The organism is Flavobacterium sp., from assembly GCF_039932285.1.
Classification (GTDB): Bacteria; Bacteroidota; Bacteroidia; order Flavobacteriales; family Flavobacteriaceae; genus Flavobacterium.
Genome location: NZ_JBDTQE010000007.1, coordinates 25,983 through 47,882, shown reverse-complemented (window position 1 = coordinate 47,882; position 21,900 = coordinate 25,983). Strand labels below are relative to the sequence as shown.

The 21,900-nt window shown below is 34.1% G+C and carries 18 protein-coding genes; 17 read left to right on the top strand and 1 reads right to left on the bottom strand.

The genetic code is table 11. From position 1 onward, the window contains the following. Positions 1-4: 4 nt before the first annotated feature. The 10 genes from ABI549_RS02935 to ABI549_RS02890 all read left to right on the top strand — a co-directional run bounded on the left by ABI549_RS02935 (position 5) and on the right by ABI549_RS02890 (position 12,152). Positions 5-1,369, top strand: coding sequence for a biotin/lipoyl-binding protein (locus ABI549_RS02935; RefSeq protein ID WP_348074959.1), 1,365 nt, complete (start codon positions 5-7; stop codon positions 1,367-1,369). Next, positions 1,366-2,757 carry a TolC family protein gene (locus ABI549_RS02930; RefSeq protein WP_348074958.1) on the top strand — a complete coding sequence of 464 codons (1,392 nt, stop codon included), beginning with the start codon at positions 1,366-1,368 and terminating at the stop codon, positions 2,755-2,757. The genes ABI549_RS02935 and ABI549_RS02930 overlap by 4 nt, the downstream gene beginning before the upstream one ends. Positions 2,758-2,804: 47 nt before the next feature. Further along, complete coding sequence (gene map, locus ABI549_RS02925; RefSeq protein WP_348074957.1) at positions 2,805-3,623, top strand: type I methionyl aminopeptidase; 819 nt, start codon at positions 2,805-2,807, stop codon at positions 3,621-3,623. 32 nt (positions 3,624-3,655) lie between these two features. Next, on the top strand, positions 3,656-4,102 hold the full coding sequence (locus ABI549_RS02920) for a GxxExxY protein (protein ID WP_348074956.1): 447 nt from the start codon (positions 3,656-3,658) through the stop codon (positions 4,100-4,102). 50 nt (positions 4,103-4,152) lie between these two features. Continuing rightward, the gene (locus ABI549_RS02915) at positions 4,153-4,926 is read left to right on the top strand and encodes a methyltransferase domain-containing protein (protein ID WP_348074955.1); all 774 of its coding nucleotides are present in this window, start codon (positions 4,153-4,155) and stop codon (positions 4,924-4,926) included. Positions 4,927-4,985: 59 nt separating this feature from the next. Beyond that, positions 4,986-6,239, top strand: coding sequence for a DUF5103 domain-containing protein (locus tag ABI549_RS02910; protein ID WP_348074954.1), 1,254 nt, complete (start codon positions 4,986-4,988; stop codon positions 6,237-6,239). 69 nt (positions 6,240-6,308) lie between these two features. Then, positions 6,309-6,695: a Co2+/Mg2+ efflux protein ApaG gene (gene apaG / locus ABI549_RS02905; protein WP_348074953.1), complete on the top strand. Its 387-nt coding sequence runs from the start codon at positions 6,309-6,311 to the stop codon at positions 6,693-6,695. A gap of 38 nt (positions 6,696-6,733) precedes the next feature. Beyond that, positions 6,734-7,165 (top strand): hypothetical protein, encoded by a 432-nt coding sequence (locus ABI549_RS02900; RefSeq protein ID WP_348074952.1) that lies wholly within the window; start codon positions 6,734-6,736, stop codon positions 7,163-7,165. Positions 7,166-7,324: 159 nt separating this feature from the next. Further along, positions 7,325-8,950: an L-glutamate gamma-semialdehyde dehydrogenase gene (gene pruA / locus ABI549_RS02895; RefSeq protein ID WP_348074951.1), complete on the top strand. Its 1,626-nt coding sequence runs from the start codon at positions 7,325-7,327 to the stop codon at positions 8,948-8,950. A 187-nt stretch (positions 8,951-9,137) separates the two neighbouring features. Continuing rightward, the gene (locus ABI549_RS02890) at positions 9,138-12,152 is read left to right on the top strand and encodes a T9SS type A sorting domain-containing protein (RefSeq protein WP_348074950.1); all 3,015 of its coding nucleotides are present in this window, start codon (positions 9,138-9,140) and stop codon (positions 12,150-12,152) included. A 41-nt stretch (positions 12,153-12,193) separates the two neighbouring features. Here the strand turns inward: ABI549_RS02890 and rsmG are convergent, their stop codons facing one another. Further along, positions 12,194-12,823, bottom strand: coding sequence for a 16S rRNA (guanine(527)-N(7))-methyltransferase RsmG (gene rsmG / locus ABI549_RS02885; RefSeq protein WP_348074949.1), 630 nt, complete (start codon positions 12,821-12,823; stop codon positions 12,194-12,196). A gap of 105 nt (positions 12,824-12,928) precedes the next feature. Between rsmG and ABI549_RS02880 the strand changes: the two genes are divergently transcribed. The 7 genes from ABI549_RS02880 (at position 12,929) to ABI549_RS02850 (ending at position 21,697) form a co-directional block, all read left to right on the top strand. After that, positions 12,929-14,029: an acyl-CoA desaturase gene (locus ABI549_RS02880; protein ID WP_348074948.1), complete on the top strand. Its 1,101-nt coding sequence runs from the start codon at positions 12,929-12,931 to the stop codon at positions 14,027-14,029. Between the two features lie 82 nt (positions 14,030-14,111). Continuing rightward, positions 14,112-15,299, top strand: coding sequence for a pyridoxal phosphate-dependent aminotransferase (locus ABI549_RS02875; RefSeq protein WP_348074947.1), 1,188 nt, complete (start codon positions 14,112-14,114; stop codon positions 15,297-15,299). A gap of 50 nt (positions 15,300-15,349) precedes the next feature. Next, positions 15,350-16,513: a formate-dependent phosphoribosylglycinamide formyltransferase gene (purT, locus tag ABI549_RS02870; RefSeq protein WP_348074946.1), complete on the top strand. Its 1,164-nt coding sequence runs from the start codon at positions 15,350-15,352 to the stop codon at positions 16,511-16,513. Between the two features lie 3 nt (positions 16,514-16,516). Further along, positions 16,517-16,666 (top strand): hypothetical protein, encoded by a 150-nt coding sequence (locus ABI549_RS02865; RefSeq protein ID WP_348074945.1) that lies wholly within the window; start codon positions 16,517-16,519, stop codon positions 16,664-16,666. A gap of 4 nt (positions 16,667-16,670) precedes the next feature. After that, a complete protein-coding gene (locus tag ABI549_RS02860; protein WP_348074944.1) occupies positions 16,671-16,991 on the top strand; it encodes a DUF6370 family protein in 321 nt (106 codons plus the stop codon). 293 nt (positions 16,992-17,284) lie between these two features. Beyond that, positions 17,285-20,530, top strand: coding sequence for a LodA/GoxA family CTQ-dependent oxidase (locus ABI549_RS02855; protein ID WP_348074943.1), 3,246 nt, complete (start codon positions 17,285-17,287; stop codon positions 20,528-20,530). A gap of 21 nt (positions 20,531-20,551) precedes the next feature. Further along, a complete protein-coding gene (locus ABI549_RS02850; protein WP_348074942.1) occupies positions 20,552-21,697 on the top strand; it encodes an FAD-dependent oxidoreductase in 1,146 nt (381 codons plus the stop codon). Positions 21,698-21,900 lie beyond the last annotated feature (203 nt).

The window sequence follows — 21,900 nt, the reverse complement described above, 5'->3', positions numbered from 1 at the left end:
AGATATGCTAAATCTTTCCAACAATATCAAATCTAAAATTGATCAAAAATCGATTCAAAAATTTAGAACCATACAAAACTTAAGAGATAGACCTCATTATAAAATTTTAAATAAAATTATACTTTTTGTATCGGTTTTAGGGGTTATCATTTTATTTCTTCCATGGACACAAAACATTTCTGGTAGCGGTTTTGTAACAACCTTAAAGCCAAATCAAAGACCTCAAACTATACAGTCTGCAATTGCTGGAAGAATTGAAAAATGGTATATAAAAGAAGGCGATTTTGTAAAAAAAGGAGATACAATCTTATTTATTTCTGAGATAAAAGAAGATTATTTTGATCCTAATCTAGTAGAGAATACTAAAAATCAAGTCGAAGCGAAAAAAATGTCGTTAGAATCTTATGATGGAAAAGTATCTTCATTAGCATCTCAAATTAATGCTATTGAAAACGAAAAATCACTAAAACTAGAGCAAGCAAAAAATAAAATCAAACAATCCCTACTAAAAATAAAAAGCGACAGTATGGATCTAGAAGCTGTAAAAACACAATTAAAAATTGCAAATACACAATTTATCAGATCTTCACAATTAAATAAAGAAGGTTTAAAACCTCTTACCGATGTCGAGGAAAAAAGATTAAAACAACAAGAAGTAGAAGCAAAAATTATTACACAAGAGAATAAATTTTTAACAAGTAAAAACGAATATATTAATACTAAAGTCGAAATCAATCGAATTTTAGCCGAATATTCCGAAAAGTCAGCAAAAGCTAGAAGTGATAAATTTACAGCTCTAAGTAATCAATACGATACCGAAGCGCAAGTAAATAAATTACAAAATCAATATGTAAATTACAGCATTAGAAATGGCATGTATTACATCAAAGCACCTCAAAGTGGTTATATAAATAGATCACTACAATCAGGTATTGGAGAAACTATAAAAGAAGGAACTTCAATAGTTAGTATCATGCCTGCCAATTACGAAATCGCTGTAGAAACCTATGTTTCTCCAATCGATTTACCTTTAATTTCTAAAGGCGAAAAAATAAGAGTTTGGTTTGATGGCTGGCCAACTATTGTTTTCTCTGGATGGCCTGATATGTCATATGGCACTTTTGGTGGTGAAATAATTGCTATAGAAAATTTTATTAGTGAAAACGGGAAATACCGCGTCCTTATTGCTCCAGATGATAATGAGGCAAAATGGCCAAAACAATTAAGTATTGGATCAGGTGCTCAAACCATGGCACTATTAAACAATGTCCCAGTCTGGTTTGAAATCTGGAGAACATTAAACGGATTTCCTCCCAATTACTACAAGCAAAGCATTAAAAAAGATAACAAAGAAAAAAATAAAAAATGAGAACCTACTCCCTTTTATTCTTACTATTTACCTTTGGAATTACATTTGCACAAGACAAAAATTTAAATGAATTATCATACAATGAGTTTTTAGGTTATGTGAAAAAATTTCATCCTTTGGTCAAGAAAGCAAATCTAGAATTAAACATGGCTCAAGCAAATTTGATGATGGCCAGAGGTGCGTTTGACCCAAAATTTGAAGTAGATCTTTCAGAAAAACAATTTAAAAACAAAGACTACTACTCTAAATTAAATGGAAGTTTTAAAATCCCCACTTGGTATGGAATAGAAATTAAAGCGGGTTTAGACAGCAATGACGGTTTGTATTTAAATCCTGAAAACTCAACATCAAATCAAGCATTAACTGCCATTGGAATTTCAGTTCCATTAGGACAAGGTCTTTTTATTAACCAACGAATGGCCGATTTGAAGAAAGCTAAAATTCAATACAATTTGAGTCAATCTGAAATAAAATTACAAGCCATAACCGTTTTATACGATGCTTCGTTGACTTATTTTAGTTGGAAAAAAAACTTTACAGAAGTTAAATTATATGAAAAATATAACAAACAGGCTAATTTAAGGTACATAGCTCTAAAAAAATTAATTGAACTGGGCGATAAACCAGCCATTGACAGTATTGAAGCTAGTATTATTGTAAAAAACAGAACTCTAAATCTTTTGGATTCACAATTAAAACTTGCAAAAGCAAAACTAGAACTTTCTACATTTCTTTGGCTAGAAAACAATACTCCAGTCGAGATAAAAGAAGATTTAACTCCAGAAGAAATACTCGATACAACAATAGAAGAAACCTTAAACACAAATCAACCTATAGCTTCTGAAAAAACATTAGACAATCACCCAAAAATAAATGCGCTACAAAATAAAATTGAAATATTAACTATTGATAAAAAACTCAAAGCAAACATGCTTCTTCCAAAAATAGATATTAGTTACAGTTATTTATCTGAACCTAAATATTTCGATAGTTATCAATTTAACAATTATAAAGTTGGCGTAAATTTTTATTATCCTTTGTTTCTTCGTAAAGAACGTGGTAGTTTAAAACTAGCTCAATTGAAACTACAAGATGCTCAATATTCGTTAAATTTAGAAAAAGTACAATTGGAAAATAAAATAACTGGCTATAAAACAGAAATTCAATCTATAAAAAGTCAAAAAAAAATCATTCATAGTTTAGTAAAAGATCATATTCAGATGCTCAATTCAGAAGAGAGATTATTTTCATTCGGGGAAAGTTCTGTTTTCTTAATAAACACAAGAGAAAACAACTTAGTTAGCGCACAATTATCCGAAATAACACTCGAAAACAGGTACTTCGTTTCCCATGCCGAACTATTCAAAATCATAGCAAATCCTAATTAAAAAAGATATAAAAAAATCGTTACTTTTGCAATCTTAAAATTCATAAAATGATTATCCAAAAGAGTCGTGAAGAAATAGAGTTAATGCGCGAAAGTGCACTAATCGTATCTAAAACATTAGGAATGATTGCTTCTGAAATAAAAGAAGGTATAACTACTTTACATTTAGACAAACTAGCAGAAGAATTTATTAGAGATCATGGAGCCGTTCCAAGTTTCTTGGGATTATATGGTTTTCCAAACTCACTTTGTATGAGTCCAAATTCGCAAGTGGTACACGGAATTCCAAACAATATCCCTTTGCAAAGTGGTGATGTGATTTCGGTCGATTGTGGTGCTTTCAAAAATGGTTATCATGGCGATCACGCTTATTCTTTCGAGATTGGTGAAGTCGCTCCAGAAACCAAAAAATTATTACAAGTTACTAAAGAATCCTTATACATAGGAATAAGAGAATTCAAAGCTGGAAACAGAGTGGAAGATGTTGGAAATGCCATTCAAAAATATACCGAATCTCATGGTTATGGAGTCGTTCGTGAACTAGTAGGTCATGGTTTGGGTCAAAAAATGCATGAAGATCCAGAAATGCCAAATTACGGAAAACGAGGTCGTGGAAAATTATTTATAGAAGGCATGGTCGTTGCTATCGAGCCTATGATAAATCTAGGAACTAAAAATATCAAACAACACAAAGACGGCTGGACAATAACTACTGCCGACGGAAAACCTTCTGCTCACTTCGAACATGATGTTGCGCTTATTGATGGGAAACCAGAATTGCTTTCAACTTTCGCATACGTTTACAAAGCTTTAGGAATTGTAAGTAATGAGGAAAATGAATTTAGAAAAGTGCCGTTGGTAATTTAAAGAGAATTATTTCAAAATAAAATTTCACAAAGATGCACGAAGAAGACACAAAGATTTCAAATATGCAAGGAGATTTTGAAAAAATATCTCCCGAAATTCAAGCATTATCATATAAAATAATTGGTCTTTCAATAGAAGTTCACAGACAACTTGGCCCTGGATTATTGGAGTCTGCTTACCAAGAATGTTTGTTTTATGAAATTATAAAAGCAGGGTTGAAAGTCGAAAAAGAAAAAGCATTACCTATAGTTTATAAAGAAATTGAAATAAATCAAGGTTACAGAATAGATCTATTAATTGAAGATAAATTGGTTATAGAATTAAAAACAGTTGATAATTACACTTCTGTTCACTTTGCGCAGATTTTAACTTATTTAAAATCAGGAAAATATCCACTTGGCCTCCTAATGAATTACAATAGTATAATTTTAAAAAATAGCATAAAAAGATTTATCAACACTTCATTAATTAAGGAATAAAAAAACTTAGCGAACCTCTGTGTTTTCTTTGTGAATCTTCGTGAAAACCTATGAAAAAACTATTCAAACTAATCCTCAATACAATCCCACGACCTATCTTAATCAGATTGAGTTACGTGGCTCGTCCTGTTTTAGCATTACTTCTAAAAGGAAGCAAATTTACCGATCCAATAGATGGAAAAAGCTTCAGAATGTTCTTGCCTTACGGTTACGGATCACAAAGAAATAACGTATTATCACCAAGTACGCTTTCATTAGAAAGACATCGCTTATTATGGTTATATCTCAAAAATGAAACTGATTTTTTCACCTCAAAAGAAAAGAAAAAAGTACTGCATTTTGCGCCAGAACAAGCATTTTACAAATTATTTCGAAATCAAAAAAATCTAGAATACACCACAACCGATTTGTTTTCGCCTTTGGCAGATGTAAAAGCAGATATTTGCAATTTACCTTTTGATGATAATCAATACGATATCATTTTGTGTAATCATGTTCTAGAACATATTCCTGACGATACGAAAGCAATGCAAGAATTATTTCGAGTGCTTAAACCAGGCGGAATGGCAATTCTTCAAATTCCGCAAGATTTATCTAGAGCAACCACTTTTTCTGACGATACGATTATCGACCAAAAAGAACGTGCCAAAATTTTCGGACAATACGACCACGTTCGCATTTATGGTCGAGATTATTTTGAAAAATTAAGAAGTATTGGTTTTACAGTTATCGAAGAAGATTATACAAACAAAATTGCGCCCGAATTGGTAGAGAAATATTGTTTAGCAAAAGGCGAAATTATTCCTGTTTGTTTCAAAAAATAATAAACTAGCACAATATTCGTTCTAAAAATCATATATTTACTTCTGTTGAAATTAAAATCATGGCAAAAAGAGTGTTTTTCTTTTTTATAACAATATTTTTTGTAGGTTCAGTAGTTGGTCAAACAATTTCTGAAACATTTCCTCCATTTAATATAAAAACGGTTACTTTCACACAAAGCACCAATAATGTTATTCCAGTTTTTAGATTAGGCGAACAATTCCAACTGAGTTTCGATGATTTATTTGGCACCGAAGAAGATTATTATTACACCATCACACAATACAATTACAACTGGACTCCAACCCTATTAACTAAAAACGAATATATAAACGGAACCGATAATCAGAGAATTCAAGATTACGAAAATTCGTTCAACACATTACAAATTTATTCTCATTACAGACTAAATTTCCCTAACAATTACACCCAAATAACAAAAAGCGGAAATTATCTCGTTTCTATCTTTAACAGCAATAGAGAACTTGTATTTACTAAAAAATTTATTCTTTACGAAGATATTGTCGATGTACCAATGCAAATAAAAAGAGCACGAAATGTTGCAGACAATAAATACAAACACAATGTTGAATTCAGTATCAAATCGAATCAAATTCTGTTTCAAAATCCAGTTCAAAACGTCAAAGTTATTTTATTACAAAACGGAAAATGGGACAATGCCATTGTCAACGTAAAACCACAATATACCATTGGCAATGATTTGATTTTTAAATACGATAAAGAAACACAGTTTTTTGCAGGAAATGAATATTTATATTTCGACAACAAAGAAATTCGTGCTGCAACAAACACAATAGCCAGAGTTGATTCTAATAGCGGTTTGTACAATTCTCATTTGTATACAGACAGCGCTAGAAAATACAAACCCTATACTTTTTATCCTGATGTAAACGGAAATTTTAAACTCCGAAATCTAACCGCTCAAAATAACGAGGTGGAAGCCGATTATTCATGGATATATTTCTCTCTTTTTGCGGCTGATGCCAATGCAAGCACAAACATTTATGTAACAGGAATGTTTAACAACAATATCCTTTCTGCCGAAAACAAAATGGATTATAATGCGGAAAAAGGTATTTTTGAAAAAGCAATTCTAATAAAACAAGGATTCACAAATTACAATTATACCGTTTTAGATTCTCAAAATAACATTTCCGACAAAGATGCGATCGACGGGAATTTTTACGAAACCGAAAATCAATATACAGCTATTGTTTATTATCGTCAAAACGGAGATTTATATGACCGAGTTATTGGCAAAGGCAATGCAAATTCTGTTAATATTACCAACTAAAAAATTAACACCTCAATAATACATTTGCTTTTATAAAATTTATAACTTTGTACAAGTAGATAAACAGTTATGGTAATCCAAATCACAAGAGGTATCAAGATTTCGGTCTTAACGACTTTTGAAGGCACTTACTTCAAAAACAACAAAATGCATTTTGCATTCAGCTATAATATTACCATAGAAAATCACAGCAAAGACTCTGTACAACTCACAACCAGACACTGGGAAATATACGATGCTCTAAACTATCTAGAAATTGTAGATGGCGAAGGCGTAATAGGCAAAAAACCCGTGTTAAAACCAGGCGAAACCCATACTTATAGTTCAGGTTGTTTGCTTTGCGCACCATTTGGCACGATGAAAGGACATTTTGAAATGATTAATTTTACCACCACAAAATCATTCAAAGTAATTGTTCCAGCTTTTAGATTAAATGCTCCATTTGCATTGAATTAGAAGGTAATTTGAATCTTATAAGCCATTTAAAAATCCCTATGAAAAAATATTTACTTTTAGTTTTGGCTTTTATATTATTTTCAAGTTGTAATAGCACTAAAATTGAAAATTCCAAAACAAATTTTTCATTAGAAAAATTATGTGATGAGTGGTTATATGTAAATAGCTATGAGGGAATTTTAACAAAAATCGACACATTAAACAAAGAAGTGAAAAAGTATAAATACTATACTCCTTCTTTAACATATAGAAAAGAAGGAACATACACAAATTATCAAGGAGACTATCAAGATAATGGAACATTCATTTTTAATAAAAAGACTGGTATTATAAAGGAATTTTATAATATGGGAAGTACTAAAGTTGAATCTCAATCTCGTTTAACCTATTTAGACAACGGATATCTCTTAATGGTTGTTTTTGAAAATGAAAAAGAATCAACAAGTACATTTTTCTATAAAAAAAGATAAATGACTGTTAACAGTTGTTTCTTAATATTGTATATTTAATTGGAATTGTATTTTTTTTATCACATCTAAAAATTTCTATTATCAGATTTTCCTTTGTACTTTTGTGTAGATTTTTTAATTTAAAAATCTAATCAGTCTAACAATCTAACAATCTAAAAAATGTTAAAAGGATTTTTCAATATACCAAAAGCTGTAAACGAACCCGTAAAATCATACGCGCCTAACTCACCAGAAAAAGCAGCAGTTCAAGCGGCTTACACAAAAATGTGGAACGAAACCATCGACGTGCCTTTATACATTGGGTCGGAAGAAATTCGTACAGGAAATACAAAAAACATGTCGGCACCACACGATCACCAACATATCGTGGGAACGTATCATTTATGTGAAAAATCTCATATAGAAAAAGCCATTGCTAATGCTTTAGAAAGCAGAACGAAATGGGCAAGCATGGCGTGGGAACAACGTGCAGCTATTTTCCTAAAAGCAGCCGAACTAATTGCTGGACCATATAGAGCAAGAATAAATGCGGCAACAATGATTGCACAATCTAAAACGATTCACCAAGCAGAAATTGATGCTTCATGCGAGTTAATAGACTTTTTACGTTTCAACGTAGAGTTTATGACACAAATATACCAAGACCAACCAGCCTCAAATTCAGACATGTGGAACCGTGTTGAATACAGACCTTTAGAAGGTTTTGTTTATGCTGTTACACCATTTAACTTTACAGCAATTGCAGCAAATCTACCTGCAAGTGCCGCTTTAATGGGTAATGTTGTCGTTTGGAAACCAAGTGATAGTCAAGTATTTTCTGCAAAAATTATTATCGATGTTTTCAAAGAAGCTGGTGTTCCTGACGGCGTAATTAATGTTGTTTTTGGCGATCCAGTCATGATTACTGATACGGTTTTGGCTTCGCCAGATTTTGCAGGAATTCATTACACAGGTTCTACTTTTATTTTCAAAGAAATCTGGAAAAAAATTGGAACAAACATTCACAACTACAAAACTTACCCAAGAATTGTAGGAGAAACAGGAGGAAAAGATTTTATTGTAGCGCATCCATCGGCTAACGTAAAACAAGTTGTTACGGCAATTACTCGTGGTGCTTTCGAATTTCAAGGGCAAAAATGTTCAGCAGCTTCAAGAGCTTATATTCCACAATCTATGTGGAACGCAGTAAAAGAGCAATTAATTACTGATGTGAATTCGATGAAAATGGGTTCGCCAGAAGATTTTGGTAACTTTGTTACAGCCGTTATTCACGAAGGTTCTTTTGATAAATTAGCTGGTTTTATAGACCAAGCTAAAAAAGATGCTGACGCAGAAATTATTGTAGGCGGAAATTATGACAAATCTAAAGGTTACTTTATAGAACCAACCGTAATTGTTACTACAAACCCTAAATATGCCACTATGGAAACCGAGCTTTTTGGTCCAGTAATGACTATTTATATATATGAAGATAAAAACTGGTCAGAAACTCTAAAATTAGTCGATTCAACTTCAGAATATGCTTTAACTGGTGCGATTTTAAGTCAAGATCGTTATGCAATTGAAGAAGCTACAATAGCTTTACAAAATGCTGCAGGTAATTTCTATATCAATGACAAACCAACTGGAGCTGTAGTAGGAATGCAGCCATTTGGTGGCGCTCGTGCTTCAGGAACAAATGACAAAGCAGGTTCTGCACAAAACTTATTGCGTTGGGTTTCTCCTAGAACTATCAAAGAAACTTTTGTCACACCAGAACATTATAGCTATCCATTTTTGGGATAATTTCATACAAAAAAATATTATTTGCAAAAGCCTGACTGTGTCAGGCTTTTTTATTTTACATAAACTAAATATGTGCATAAAAACTTGTTAATTATTAAATATTTTATATATTGTGTAAAAAATTTATTATGCATGCATAATATTTTAACTGAAAAACAACCAAAAACCAAAAAAACCATTTGACATTATGAAAATAAAATACTTACTACTTTTTCTGCTTTTAGCAGGGATTTTACAAGCTCAAGAAAAGAAGAAAGTTGATTTTTCAAAATTAGACCGAAGCGGAATGAAAACCTCCTTGCTTCTTACTGATGTAAAGCCATTTTCTGTATTGGCACAAGAAAATGATACTTACGGAATGTATAGTTTTCATCAATCCTACAAAGAATTAGAATTATCGGATACTAAGAAAAGATTCCGAAACAGTGATTTAATCAAATCTGAAATGAGATTAGAAACAACTTCGGAAGTTGTTAAAATAGGTTTAATCCATACCGATTTCGAGATTATAAGCAAAAAAACTTACGACGAAGGATTAATAAAAATCACTAATAATGTAGTAACCCGTAATTCTAACGCTTATATTTTCGATAAATACTCAAACACTATAATTGCACCGCTTACACTACGAAAAAAAGGCGTTGAAACTACTTTTCAATTAGATAGTAAAATGTTTGTAAATACCACTTCAAACAAAATTACTTCGATAAAAGCAGATTTCGGTGACGGAAGAGGATTGGTTAATGTGTCTTTCGACAAAAACATTTCTGTCGTTTACCCAAGTGAAGGTCAAAAAGAAATAGTTTTTAATATCTTATTTGCAAATGGGGATTTGAAAGTTAGAAAATCTTCATTAACCGTTACTTATTCGAATGAAGATACTTTAAGATTATTTAGACGAGCACCAACATTAATCACCGCAACAAGAAATCCAGATTTAGCAATTTATGGTGCTACCGATTTCTCACCAGGAAAATGCGAATATGAAGTTTTTTTAAGCCCTGACGGAATTCTTGACAAGCCAATATTTGTAGTTGACGGTTTCGATCCATCAGATTCTAGAAACACAGCAGCAGTTTATAACTTATTAACTTATACTGATGCCGGTGGTATAACTAGAAATTTAGGCGACAAAGTAAGAGCCGAAGAGGGTTTTGATGTTGTTATCGTAAATTTTCCAACTTACACCGATGCTGCTAATAAAGTTATAGATGGTGGTGCCGATTTTATAGAAAGAAACGCATTATCATTAGTAACTGTTATCGAATTAATTAACTCCCAAAAAATTGGTACCGAACAAAATGTCATTATAGGACCAAGTATGGGCGGTTTAGTTTCCAGATATGCTTTACGTTATATGGAACAAAATAGTCTAAACCCTCAAACAAGACTTTGGGTATCTTTTGATTCTCCTCATTATGGTGCTAATGTACCTATTGGCTTACAACATTTATTTAATTATTTCGCTTATGGTTATGGTGATGTTGATGCAGTAAAACCATTAGTAGATGGTATGTTGCGTTCCCCAGCTGCAAGACAAATGCTAGTAGATCATTTTGACGCACACACTACGAGCATCGTTGGAGTAAGTGATCCAAGAGTTCCTACAACAGGATTGCCATTAACCCCAACCGGTGCGCCAGGTTATAGAAATAATTTTCAAAACAGAATAAATACAATGGGTTTCCCACAAACCACTAGAAATGTTTCTATGACTAATGGAAGTGGTGTAAATGCAAAATTTAAAGCAAAAAACGGAACGGATATACTCCCAGGATTTGATCTGATAGGAACCGCAGCAAGTCCTGCTAACATAGATACTGGAACTGTTTTTGGATTAAATACCAGAGCGCAGACTTTTTGTGAGTTTATGCCTAATGCGAATATTCAAGAAACCATCGTTGATGTTAAAATTCAAGCACAAATTTTCTTTTGGGTAACCCAAGACACTTTTATTGCCTCTGCCAAACAAAGTGCAAACACAGCTAGTGTAGATTCGGCATCTGGTGGTTTGTTTGATATGAGTGGTTTAGCGGCTTCGTTAGGCACCGGAAATGCAGTTCTAACTAACTTTCTTGGCGCTATGAAAGCTGATTATTTTAGTTTTATTCCAACTGTTAGTGCTATGGCACTTAATGTAGGTGGCGTAATTACTGCCAATCAGCCCAATTATTATTTTCCAATTAACTTAGGTGTAAAAGACACTCCTTGGGACGGAATAAATACAGTAACATCGAACACAACACCTTTCAAAAATTGGTTCATGCCACCTACAAACGAAGGTCATGTTAAAATCACACAGGAAAATGTAGATTTTATTTGGTGCGAAATTGTAAAACCCGATTTCAATTTTGCTTTAAGTACACCAAGTTCTGTTGTGGCTTGTAACGGAAGTAACGCTTCATTTACATTTAATCACAATAATTTACACGGATGCTTGTCTGCAACTACATTCTCTACAACTGGTGCTCCAGGAGGTTCGACAATTACATTTAATCCAACAACCATTTCTACAAGCGGAACTGTAACAATGAATGTAACTAATATTACACCTGGAACTTATACAATTATGGTTTCGGCAAACAATAATCCCACAAAAACAGTTCCTGTTACCATAACTATTTATCCTAGTAATCCAAACCTAAACGGGCAAACACAATCGAGTGTAAACAGCGGAAGTTTTATTTCTGGAACAAGCGTTACTGTTACCCAAGGTGCTAATTTAGAGTTAAAAATACCTACAAATTTATATAACGGAACTATCGAATGGTTTGACCCAACTGGGGCTTCAAGAGGAACTACAAATCCTATAATCACATCGATTGTAGACAATAGCAATGACGAAGGTATTTGGAATGCAAGAGTTGCTTTTACAAATGATTGTGCAAGAATGGCAATAACTAGCGTACCTTATCAGGTTATTGTAGATAATGTTTTAGGAACAAATAATAATGAATTTAAAGGATTGTCTATTTATCCAAATCCTAGTAACGGGATAATTACAATTTCAAGCAGTAGTAATTTGTCTGATGCAAATGCTCGAATCGTAGATTTAAGAGGGCGAATAATTTTAGATAAAAAACCAATTGTTTTAAATCCGAATAATCTGCAAATAGACATTTCAAATTTATCGCAAGGTTCTTATTTTTTAATTCTTGAAAACGATAAGAATAGAACAGTGAAACAAATCATAAAACAATAAATTTCAATAAAAAAAAGCTCCGAAATACTCGGAGCTTTTTTTTATACTTTATATTTCAATGGTACGTGAACTACTTTTTTAGTTTCGAAAAATTCATCTTCAAAAAAATCTGAAATATTATATTCCGTAGCTTTTGGGAAATCTTTCAATTCTTCAGTTAAATCTCCTCCTTTTAAATAAAGTATCCCGTTTTTTAATTCGTGTTTATTGTTTTTTTTGATTTTATCTTTTATCCAAGAAACAAAATCTGGCATGTTTGTTACGGCTCGACTTACGATAAAATCGAAATCTCCTTTTACATTTTCGGCACGAATTTGTTCCGCTTTCACGTTTTTAAGTTCTAACGCTTCGGCAACAACCTGAACCACTTTTATTTTTTTCAGAATAACATCTATCAAATAAAAACGAGTTTCTGGAAATAAAATGGCTAACGGAATTCCTGGAAATCCTCCACCTGTTCCAACATCAAGAATATAAGTTCCTGCTTCAAATTTTTGAATTTTGGCAATAGCTAAAGAGTGTAAAACGTGTTTGGTGTATAATTCGTCTATATCTTTTCTAGAAATTACATTAATTTTAGCATTCCAATCGTGATATAACGCTTCTAATTTTTGAAATTGTAAAATCTGATTTTCGGTCAAATCGGGGAAATACTTCAAAATTTCTTCCATCTTTATTTTTTTAACAAAAGTAATACTTTACAATCAAAATTTTTATCTCAATTTTAACTATCAAAAAAATAATAATAATTACCTTTGTCAAATATTTAAAATTATATGGATAATAACACCCCAACTTTTGCAAAGCAAGATAACTTAAAGTTTTTTAGAACATTAAATTCTAGAGTTAACAATTACTTTAAAGAAAAAAATATTCAAAAAACAGGAAACTGGAAACTATATCTTAAAACATTTATTTTGTTTTCGGTATTTTTAGCTCCTTATTTTATTATAATCACATTACCGAATATTCATTTTGGATTATTTTTTGTCCTTTCAATCCTTATTGGAATTGGAATGGCTGGAATTGGAATGAATGTTATGCATGATGGAAATCACGGTTCCTATTCGAATAAAAATTGGATAAACAAAATAATGGGAGGAAGTATATACATCCTAGCAGGAAATGTTTACAACTGGCAAGTACAACACAATGTTTTACACCATACATACACTAATATTCCTGGACATGATGAAGATTTAGATGCTGGTCGTGTTATTCGTTTTACTAAAGAGGCTAAATGGGAACGTTTTCATAAATTTCAACATTATTACTCTGTTTTCTTATATGGTTTATTAACTTTCAATTGGTGTCTAACTACCGATTTTAAACAGATGAAAGGATATCTAAAAAGAAAATTGTCTTATGGAGAGCCAAAAAGCGCAAAAATTTTATGGACGACTTTAGTAATTACTAAAATAATTTATTTTTCAGTTTGGATTGTAATCCCAATGATTGTTGGCGTAACATGGTGGAAAGTATTAGTTGGTTTTTTTGTAATGCATTACACCGCTGGATTAATATTAAGTATTGTATTTCAGTTAGCTCATATTATTGATGACACAACAAATCCTAATCCTAATGAAGAAGGTGAAATGGATAACACTTGGGCTATACACCAATTATTTACTACTGTAAATTTTGCGCCAAAAAATGCTATTGTTAACTGGTACACTGGAGGATTAAATCACCAAGTAGAACACCATCTTTTTCCTAATATTAGTCATATTCACTACGGAAAAATTGCAGATATAGTAAAACAAACTGCAAAAGAATGTGATTTACCTTATCATGAATATAAAACGATGACAAGTGCTGTTATTGCTCACTTCAAGCATCTGAAAGACTTAGGACAAAAACCTTTGCTTACAGCATAAAAAATCTAAAACTTAAGACGCGCAATTGCGCGTCTTTCTTTTTTAATCTATATTTGTACATACTAAAAACAAACAACAATTCATGGAAAATCTTCTTTCGGATAGAATAAACAATTTAACAACTTCTCAAACTTTAGCAATGGCAGCATTAGCTAGAGAATTAAAATCTCAAGGAAAAGACATCATTAGCTTAAGTTTAGGCGAACCAGATTTCAACACACCCGATTTTATTAAAGAAGCAGCGAAAAAAGCTATCGACGAAAATTACAGCACTTACACACCTGTAGAAGGATATGCAGAACTTAGAGAAGCTATCTGTAGAAAATTTAAGAGAGATAATAATTTAGATTACAAACCATCTAATATTGTAGTTTCTACAGGAGCAAAACAATCATTATACAATATTGCACAAGTGATGATTAATGATGGTGACGAAGTAATTCTTCCAGCTCCATACTGGGTTTCTTACTACGAAATCATCAAAATGTCTGGCGGAATTCCTGTTGAAGTTCCAACATCTGTAGAAAGTGATTTCAAAATTACACCAGCACAATTAGAAGCAGCTATCACCCCAAAAACTAAAATGATTTGGTACAGTTCTCCTTGTAATCCAAGTGGTTCAGTATACAGTCGTGAGGAATTAACGGCTCTAGCCAAAGTTTTAGAAAAACATCCAAACATATTTATCGTTTCGGACGAAATATACGAACACATTAACTTTTCAGGAACATTTTGTAGCGTAGCCTCAATCTCAGGAATGTTCGACAGAACAATCACTGTAAATGGTGTTGCCAAAGCATTTGCCATGACAGGTTGGAGAATCGGATATATTGGCGCTCCTGAGTTTATTGCAAAAGCATGTACAAAAATGCAAGGACAAGTAACTAGCGGAGCCAATAGTATAGCACAAAGAGCTACTATTGCTGCAGTCGATGCCGATCCAAAAGTCCTAAACGAAATGGTTTCAGCTTTCAAAAGTCGTCGTGACTTAGTCGTAGGATTAATTAAACAAATCCCTGGGTTAAAACTAAATACGCCCGAAGGTGCCTTTTATGTATTCCCAGATGTTTCTTCTTATTTCGGAAAAACACTACGTGGAACAACCGTAAACAATGCCGACGATTTCTCCATGTATTTATTAGGCGAAGCCAATGTAGCAACCGTTACTGGTGATGCTTTTGGCAACCCAAACTGTATAAGAATCTCCTACGCAACCAGCGAAGAATTACTTACAGAAGCCATTCGAAGAATAAAAGAAGTGTTAGCTTAATATATTGCCTCAAGGAAACTTGGGGCTTTTTTATTTCAAAAATATTACAAATGTCAAAAATATTATTACTCGGTTCAGGAGAATTAGGAAAAGAATTCGCTATTGCTGCGCAACGAATTGGACAAACCATCATTGCGGTCGATAATTACGAAAACGCCCCAGCAATGCAAGTCGCTCACGGTTTTGAAGTCATCAATATGCTCGATGGTGCTGAATTAGACAGAATAGTTGCCAAACACAAACCTGATTTTATTGTTCCCGAAATAGAAGCCATCCGCACTGAACGTTTTTATAATTACGAAAAACAAGGAATTACGGTTGTCCCTTCAGCAAAAGCGGGAAATTTTACAATGAACAGAAAGGCGATTCGTGATTTAGCTTCTAAAGAGTTAGGTTTAAAAACTGCCAATTATCGTTATGCAACTTCTGCCGAAGAATTACAAAAAGGGGTAGAAGCAGTCGGAATGCCTTGTGTTGTAAAACCATTGATGAGTTCGTCTGGAAAAGGACAATCAACTATAAAAACAGTTGAAGATATGGAGAAAGCTTGGAACTATGCCGTAGAAGGTTCTCGTGGTGATGTGGTAGAAGTGATTGTAGAAGCTTTTGTGAAATTTAATTCCGAAATAACTTTATTAACCGTTGCTCAAAATAATAATCCAACTTTATTTTGCGCGCCAATTGGTCATCGTCAAGAACGTGGCGATTACCAAGAAAGTTGGCAACCAGCCAGAATTTCCGACAAAGACCTACAAGAAGCACAAAATATGGCGAGAAAAGTTACCGAAGCGCTCGGCGGTGCAGGTCTTTTTGGTGTCGAATTTTTCTTAACTGATGATGGCGTATATTTTTCAGAATTATCTCCTCGTCCACACGATACAGGAATGGTAACATTAGCTGGCACACAAAATTTTAACGAATTCGAACTGCATTTACGAGCTATTTTAAGTTTGCCGATTTTTGAAATTACTTTAGAAAAAGCAGGAGCCAGCGCTGTTGTTTTAGCCTCTGAGAATTCAAATAATCCAACCTATTCTGGCATAGAAAATGTCGCATGTTTACCCAAAACCGATTTTAGAATTTTCGGCAAACCAACCTCAAGACCCTACAGAAGAATGGGCGTGGTTTTAGCAAACGATACTTTAGAAACTCCTATCGAAGAAATTGTAGAACGTGCTAAAAAAATTGCTACCTTAGTAACAGTAAATTCATAAATTATGAAAAAAATATTTTTAGTACTCATAACATTATTATTCTTGACTTCTTGTGGACCACATAGATTAAGTTGTGGTCCTGGAAAAAGATGTGTCGAGAGTTCTAAAAAAAGTAATCTTGAAAAAATTAAAGAAAGCAAAGTAAACGTTTAAAATTATGAAAAAAATAGCCACACTATTATTATTTCTTACTGCATTTCTAATTAATGCACAAGAGAAAAAAAGCACTCAAAAAATACAACTAGTCGAAGTTTCATGTGGGCAATGCAAATTCGGCATGACTCCAAAAGGCTGTGATCTCGCTGTTCGCATAGGTGGTAAATCTTATTTTGTAGATGGTGTAAAAATAGACGAACATGGAGATGCGCATGCCAAAGACGGTTTTTGTGAAGCAATCAGAACTGCAGAAGTGATTGGCGAAATAAAAAAAGGTCGTTTTGTGGTGTCTTATTTTAAATTACTTCCTAAGAAAATGTAATGACATTGGTACTTAAAAACATTTCTAAACATGTTTCTCTTAAACCTCAAGAGGAACATGTTTTTTTTTATCAAAAACTGAAACGAAAAAATATAAAGCAAAAACGATTTTATTAAGTGCTGGCGAAATTGCCAAATGTACTTATTTTGTAAACTCTTTAATTTTAGGAAATTTCATATAAATGATAGTATTTTTCTACTAAAAAAAATGAAAAACACGTATTTATACCCTATTTTAAAATAACCGAATGAGCTATGTTTGTGACACAAAACGACAATCAAAACTCATAAAAAATGGCTAAAAAAGAAACCAACTCAGAAAAATTAAATATATCGAATAGCACTAATAACAAAACAACTTCATCAAAAAAACCTACAGCAAATAATGTGGCTTGTTGGGATAGCGATGGCAATATAAAAGTAGTTACGCAACGTCTCGAAGAAATGTTTGTCGAACTAGGACAAAAAACCCGTATCGAAAGCGGACAGCAACCAGCTGAACGTCCTGTTTTTCGAAAACAACACGGAATTGGTTACGGGACTTTTACAATAAATAAAGATATTGATCCTAAATACAAAATCGGAATCTTTGCAGGTAGCTCCTACGAATGTGCCGTTCGCTTCTCTAGTGATACCAGCCCTTCTTCACCAGATTTGCATTCTACTTTAGGTATTGGCTTAAAGCTTTTTGGTGTCGATGGTCCTAAACTTTTGGGTACAGGAACTAACGCCGATTTCATTTTCCAAAATATTGATCGTTTTTTCGCTCGTGATGCACAACAAATGTGCAGTTTTACTACAGCTGGAGTTATTGACAAAGATTACGATTCGTACATCAATAAACATCCAAAACTGGCGTCCATTCTTAACGCCATGAACAAAGAAGAAGCCAGTTGTCTGAGTGCTAGTTATTGGGCAATTCTTCCTTTTAAATTAGGTGAAAAACAAATTGTAAAATACCGCCTAGTCCCTGAAGATACCTATCATGGTGCTCCATTTGACGATAACAATTATTTAGCCCTTGATTTACAACAACGCCTTCGAACTAAATCGGCCAAATTTCGTTTTGAGATTCAGTTGCGTACCAACGATAAAACCATGCCTCTAGACGATGCACAAGCCGTTTGGAGCACAGAGGAAAGTCCTTATATCAGTATTGCAGAACTTTATTTTCCAGAACAAGACATTTGTGCCATTGGTCAATCTGAATTTGGCACAAATCTTTCGTTTAATATTTTCCGCACACTAAAAGAACATGAACCACTAGGTTCTATTGCTGCTGTACGAAAAGTAGTGTATGCAGCCAGTTCAGAAGTTCGTCATCAAGCAAACGGACAATCGACCCAAGAACCAGAAAAAGTTAACCGCCCTTTCAAAGGTAATGTAGACGAAAATAGTGATTGTATCGTTAAAGCAGGAATCTACCCTCCTATTGGCGTGACACGTGTAGGTAATAGTGAAAACGAGTACTTTATTGGCCCATTGGTTTCAGAGCCTGTACCAATGTCTGGTGATAATGCGTATCGTGATAATACTGGCGCATTAAAACGACAAGCTGCACAATTTAGAATATACGGTTTAAATGCCGCTGGAAAAGCCATCAAAGAATTAACAGCAGCCAACTCAAAAATCGTTTGGCATTCGCATTTAGCCAATCAAAAGGCCTCTTGGTATCAATTTCAAATTGCGCTGGACATTCCAGATGCTGCTGATGCGCCACCTTCATTACTTCGAAACATTGATATAAAAGATAGAAACTCACTCATTATTGATGGTGGCAAACAAACCATAAACAAACCAAATGTAACAAACGGGCATCAATTTGTAGGGAAATTTCAAGAAAAGCCCGTTTATCTAGGTGAAATGCGTACCGATGAAAAAGGGCGTTTAATTATGCTTGGTGGTCATGGTCTTTCTGAAAATTTAAAAGGAGATATTGCCATTACTTTTGCCAACAACGAAGGCTGGTATGATGATATTTCAGACGGTCCCGTTACTGCCGAAGTAGAATATAATGGTGTGGCGCTTAAAGTAGATCCTGCTTGGGTTGTTTGTGCACCACCTGATTATGCTCCTATGCAAAAATCCGTGAGAACCATGTGGGATTTAATGCGTGATGTAGCTATAACCTCTGGTATGATGCCGCGTCCTGTTCGACCTTCATTTACTAAGGACATCTTGCCTATTTTTGAACGAATGACAAATTTACAATGGGTAAATGCAGCCTTTGCGGCGGCTTTTGGTTGGGGTGGACAATTTGATTATACTACCTCAAAATGGAAGGTAAAATTAAACGATCCTTCTTCTGCCAATATAGAAATGCGACGTACGATTTCGAATAATTTCAGAAGATACGACACTTCAGGAGCAGAAGCACCTCAATTATGGCCTTGGCTTTACGGTGATGCCATTAGCATCCCAACAGTAGGTTCTATGAGACAAAATTCTGTGTTATCCGACTTACAATTATCTTTTATAGACCAATGGGTAAAAGGAGATTTTGATGCTGATTACATAGACATGACGGGTTGCCCTCATGTGCCAGAACCCATTACTTTAGATAAATTACCTGTTGCCGAACAACCTGATATGATGACCAAAGCCGCTATGGAATTTTGTTTGGCAGATGCCTTTCACCCAGGTTGCGAAATGACATGGCCTATGCGAACTGCTGGTATGTATATGGCACCGTTCCGATTGCTTCATGCGCCTAAAACGCCGTTGGTTGACAGCAGTTATTATGGTCCAATGATGAATAGCGATGTGTTTACTTTAGCCAAAGGACCTTTGTTGGGCGGACAAGTCGCTGGTGGAATTAGTCGCTGGATGGCTATTCCATGGCAAACGGATACTGCTAGTTGTAGAGATGGTTATACTTCATCTTATGACCCTTATGTCCCTACATTCTGGCCTGCTCGTGTGCCGAATAATATTTTAGACGAAGCCCGCTATAATGAAGTGATAAATGACAATAATGCTGAAGAAACACGCAAACAAGCTTTTGCTTTCCGTAAAATGTGGTTAGACGATTTACCACTTGACGGGCAAGACCCAACTTATACCAATCAGATTAATAGTATGGTTAAATATTTTGATAAATTGGCTGTCGTACAACCTAGAAAAGGCGTGTTAAATGATGAGAATTTCCCACCCGAAATGCAAGTGGGTATTACACCAACTCCAGAGCAAGAAGCCACTTTACTCAAAGAAGCTATTAAGGATTTAGAGGCACTCTTAAAAAGCAAAAAACCGCTTAGCAAAGCCATTCAAAATACCCTTAAAGCAGCAACTACGGACTTATCACATAAAGAATTGTTTACAGAACAAGACGTATTATCTTCTGCCAAAGACCAATTGATTACTTTAGTTGAAAACGAATTAAATCAAGATTTTGCTGCTACACCAAGTGTGCAAAAATTACTGAATTTACTAAATTCTAAAGCTTCTACATTGGCAAAAGCCAAACATCCAGGCAGTAATAAAATAAGCTTGGCAGGCACAGACAAAGGAAACCGTTTTAGACGTTACTCACCAAGATAATTGTAAAAAAACATTTTATAAATGAGTATAAAATCGGTTACAGAAATAGATATTGTTATAATAGGCGGTGGCATTGCAGGTTGCACTGCTGCCATCGCTCTTTCTAAAAACTATACAGTAGCATTAATCGACAAAGAGTTACAACCTGTTGATCGCATTGGCGAATGTTTGCCACCTGCTGCCCGACGCATTCTAAAACAACTAGATTTATTAGAGGGTCTAGAAAACGAAGTATATATTGCTAACAAACAAGTGCAACAAAAAAACACAGGAACGCAATCGTATTGGGGAAGCGAAACGAGTACTATTGTAGATCATTTGCGCAATCCCGATGGTTTTGGTTGGCAGTTAAACCGAAAAGAATTTGAACTCTATTTGCGAACAAGTGCACAACAACGTGGGGTTCACTGCTTGTTTGGGTATAAACTTCACGAGGCTACTTATGATACTAACCATTGGACTATTTGTATCAAAGACTCCGATGCATTACTAGAACCCGCAACGGAAACCATTAGCGCTAAGTTTGTTATAGACGCAAGTGGTAGACAATCTCATTTTGCACGAACATTAGACATTAAACGAGAATCTCTTGACAAACTTATTGCCACTTGGGCCATTGTAGTCAATCATGAAACCATAACCATGAGTACTATTTCGTCTTGCGAACAAGGCTGGTGGTACAGCGCACCATTACCCAATAATAAAAGAGTTATAGCGTTTCAAACCGATTCTGATTTGATAGAAAGAACGCAAATAAAAACTGCCGATTCCTTTTTGCAATTGGCAAAAGGTAATAAACAAATGGCTAGTATTCTTGCCAAAAATAAGCAGCCCATACAATTTCAGGGCACAGTAGCCGCTAATTCTACTAGGTTGCATCAAGTAGTAGGTAAGCAATGGGCAGCACTTGGCGATGCGGCGCTAAGCTTTGATCCGCTTTCGTCCCAAGGCATGTTTAACGCCATGGCAAGTGCCCTACAGCTTACAGAGCTTCTACAAAAGCACCAAATAATAGCACTATCAGACAAGAAGCAAGAAGCCGCATTCCAAGCGGACTACACCCAACAAATTAACCATATTTGGGAGTATTACCTCAAACATAAAACCCTTTTTTACAGCCATGAAAGACGTTGGTGCCAGTCCGAATTTTGGAGAAGAAGGCAATGAGTGGCATCCTTAGTCATTAAATTTAGAATATTATAAAACCACGAAGGTATAAGTGGTTTTCTGGTTGTTTTTTGGTTAAAGTTGAGAAAAGGTAGTTTTTAATGAGAAACACTTGAGTAAAATAAGTAATGAAAAGAAGATGGATGGGGTTTTTAGGGATTGGATAAAATAAAAATTATATTTACAAGAATTAGAATTTTTAC

Coding starts and splice junctions, on each gene's coding strand:
- ABI549_RS02935 (WP_348074959.1), top strand. CDS start 5: ATGCTAAATCTTTCCAACAATATCAAATCTAAAATTGATCAAAAATCG.
- ABI549_RS02930 (WP_348074958.1), top strand. CDS start 1,366: ATGAGAACCTACTCCCTTTTATTCTTACTATTTACCTTTGGAATTACA.
- map (WP_348074957.1), top strand. CDS start 2,805: ATGATTATCCAAAAGAGTCGTGAAGAAATAGAGTTAATGCGCGAAAGT.
- ABI549_RS02920 (WP_348074956.1), top strand. CDS start 3,656: ATGCACGAAGAAGACACAAAGATTTCAAATATGCAAGGAGATTTTGAA.
- ABI549_RS02915 (WP_348074955.1), top strand. CDS start 4,153: ATGAAAAAACTATTCAAACTAATCCTCAATACAATCCCACGACCTATC.
- ABI549_RS02910 (WP_348074954.1), top strand. CDS start 4,986: ATGGCAAAAAGAGTGTTTTTCTTTTTTATAACAATATTTTTTGTAGGT.
- apaG (WP_348074953.1), top strand. CDS start 6,309: ATGGTAATCCAAATCACAAGAGGTATCAAGATTTCGGTCTTAACGACT.
- ABI549_RS02900 (WP_348074952.1), top strand. CDS start 6,734: ATGAAAAAATATTTACTTTTAGTTTTGGCTTTTATATTATTTTCAAGT.
- pruA (WP_348074951.1), top strand. CDS start 7,325: ATGTTAAAAGGATTTTTCAATATACCAAAAGCTGTAAACGAACCCGTA.
- ABI549_RS02890 (WP_348074950.1), top strand. CDS start 9,138: ATGAAAATAAAATACTTACTACTTTTTCTGCTTTTAGCAGGGATTTTA.
- rsmG (WP_348074949.1), bottom strand. CDS start 12,823: ATGGAAGAAATTTTGAAGTATTTCCCCGATTTGACCGAAAATCAGATT.
- ABI549_RS02880 (WP_348074948.1), top strand. CDS start 12,929: ATGGATAATAACACCCCAACTTTTGCAAAGCAAGATAACTTAAAGTTT.
- ABI549_RS02875 (WP_348074947.1), top strand. CDS start 14,112: ATGGAAAATCTTCTTTCGGATAGAATAAACAATTTAACAACTTCTCAA.
- purT (WP_348074946.1), top strand. CDS start 15,350: ATGTCAAAAATATTATTACTCGGTTCAGGAGAATTAGGAAAAGAATTC.
- ABI549_RS02865 (WP_348074945.1), top strand. CDS start 16,517: ATGAAAAAAATATTTTTAGTACTCATAACATTATTATTCTTGACTTCT.
- ABI549_RS02860 (WP_348074944.1), top strand. CDS start 16,671: ATGAAAAAAATAGCCACACTATTATTATTTCTTACTGCATTTCTAATT.
- ABI549_RS02855 (WP_348074943.1), top strand. CDS start 17,285: ATGGCTAAAAAAGAAACCAACTCAGAAAAATTAAATATATCGAATAGC.
- ABI549_RS02850 (WP_348074942.1), top strand. CDS start 20,552: ATGAGTATAAAATCGGTTACAGAAATAGATATTGTTATAATAGGCGGT.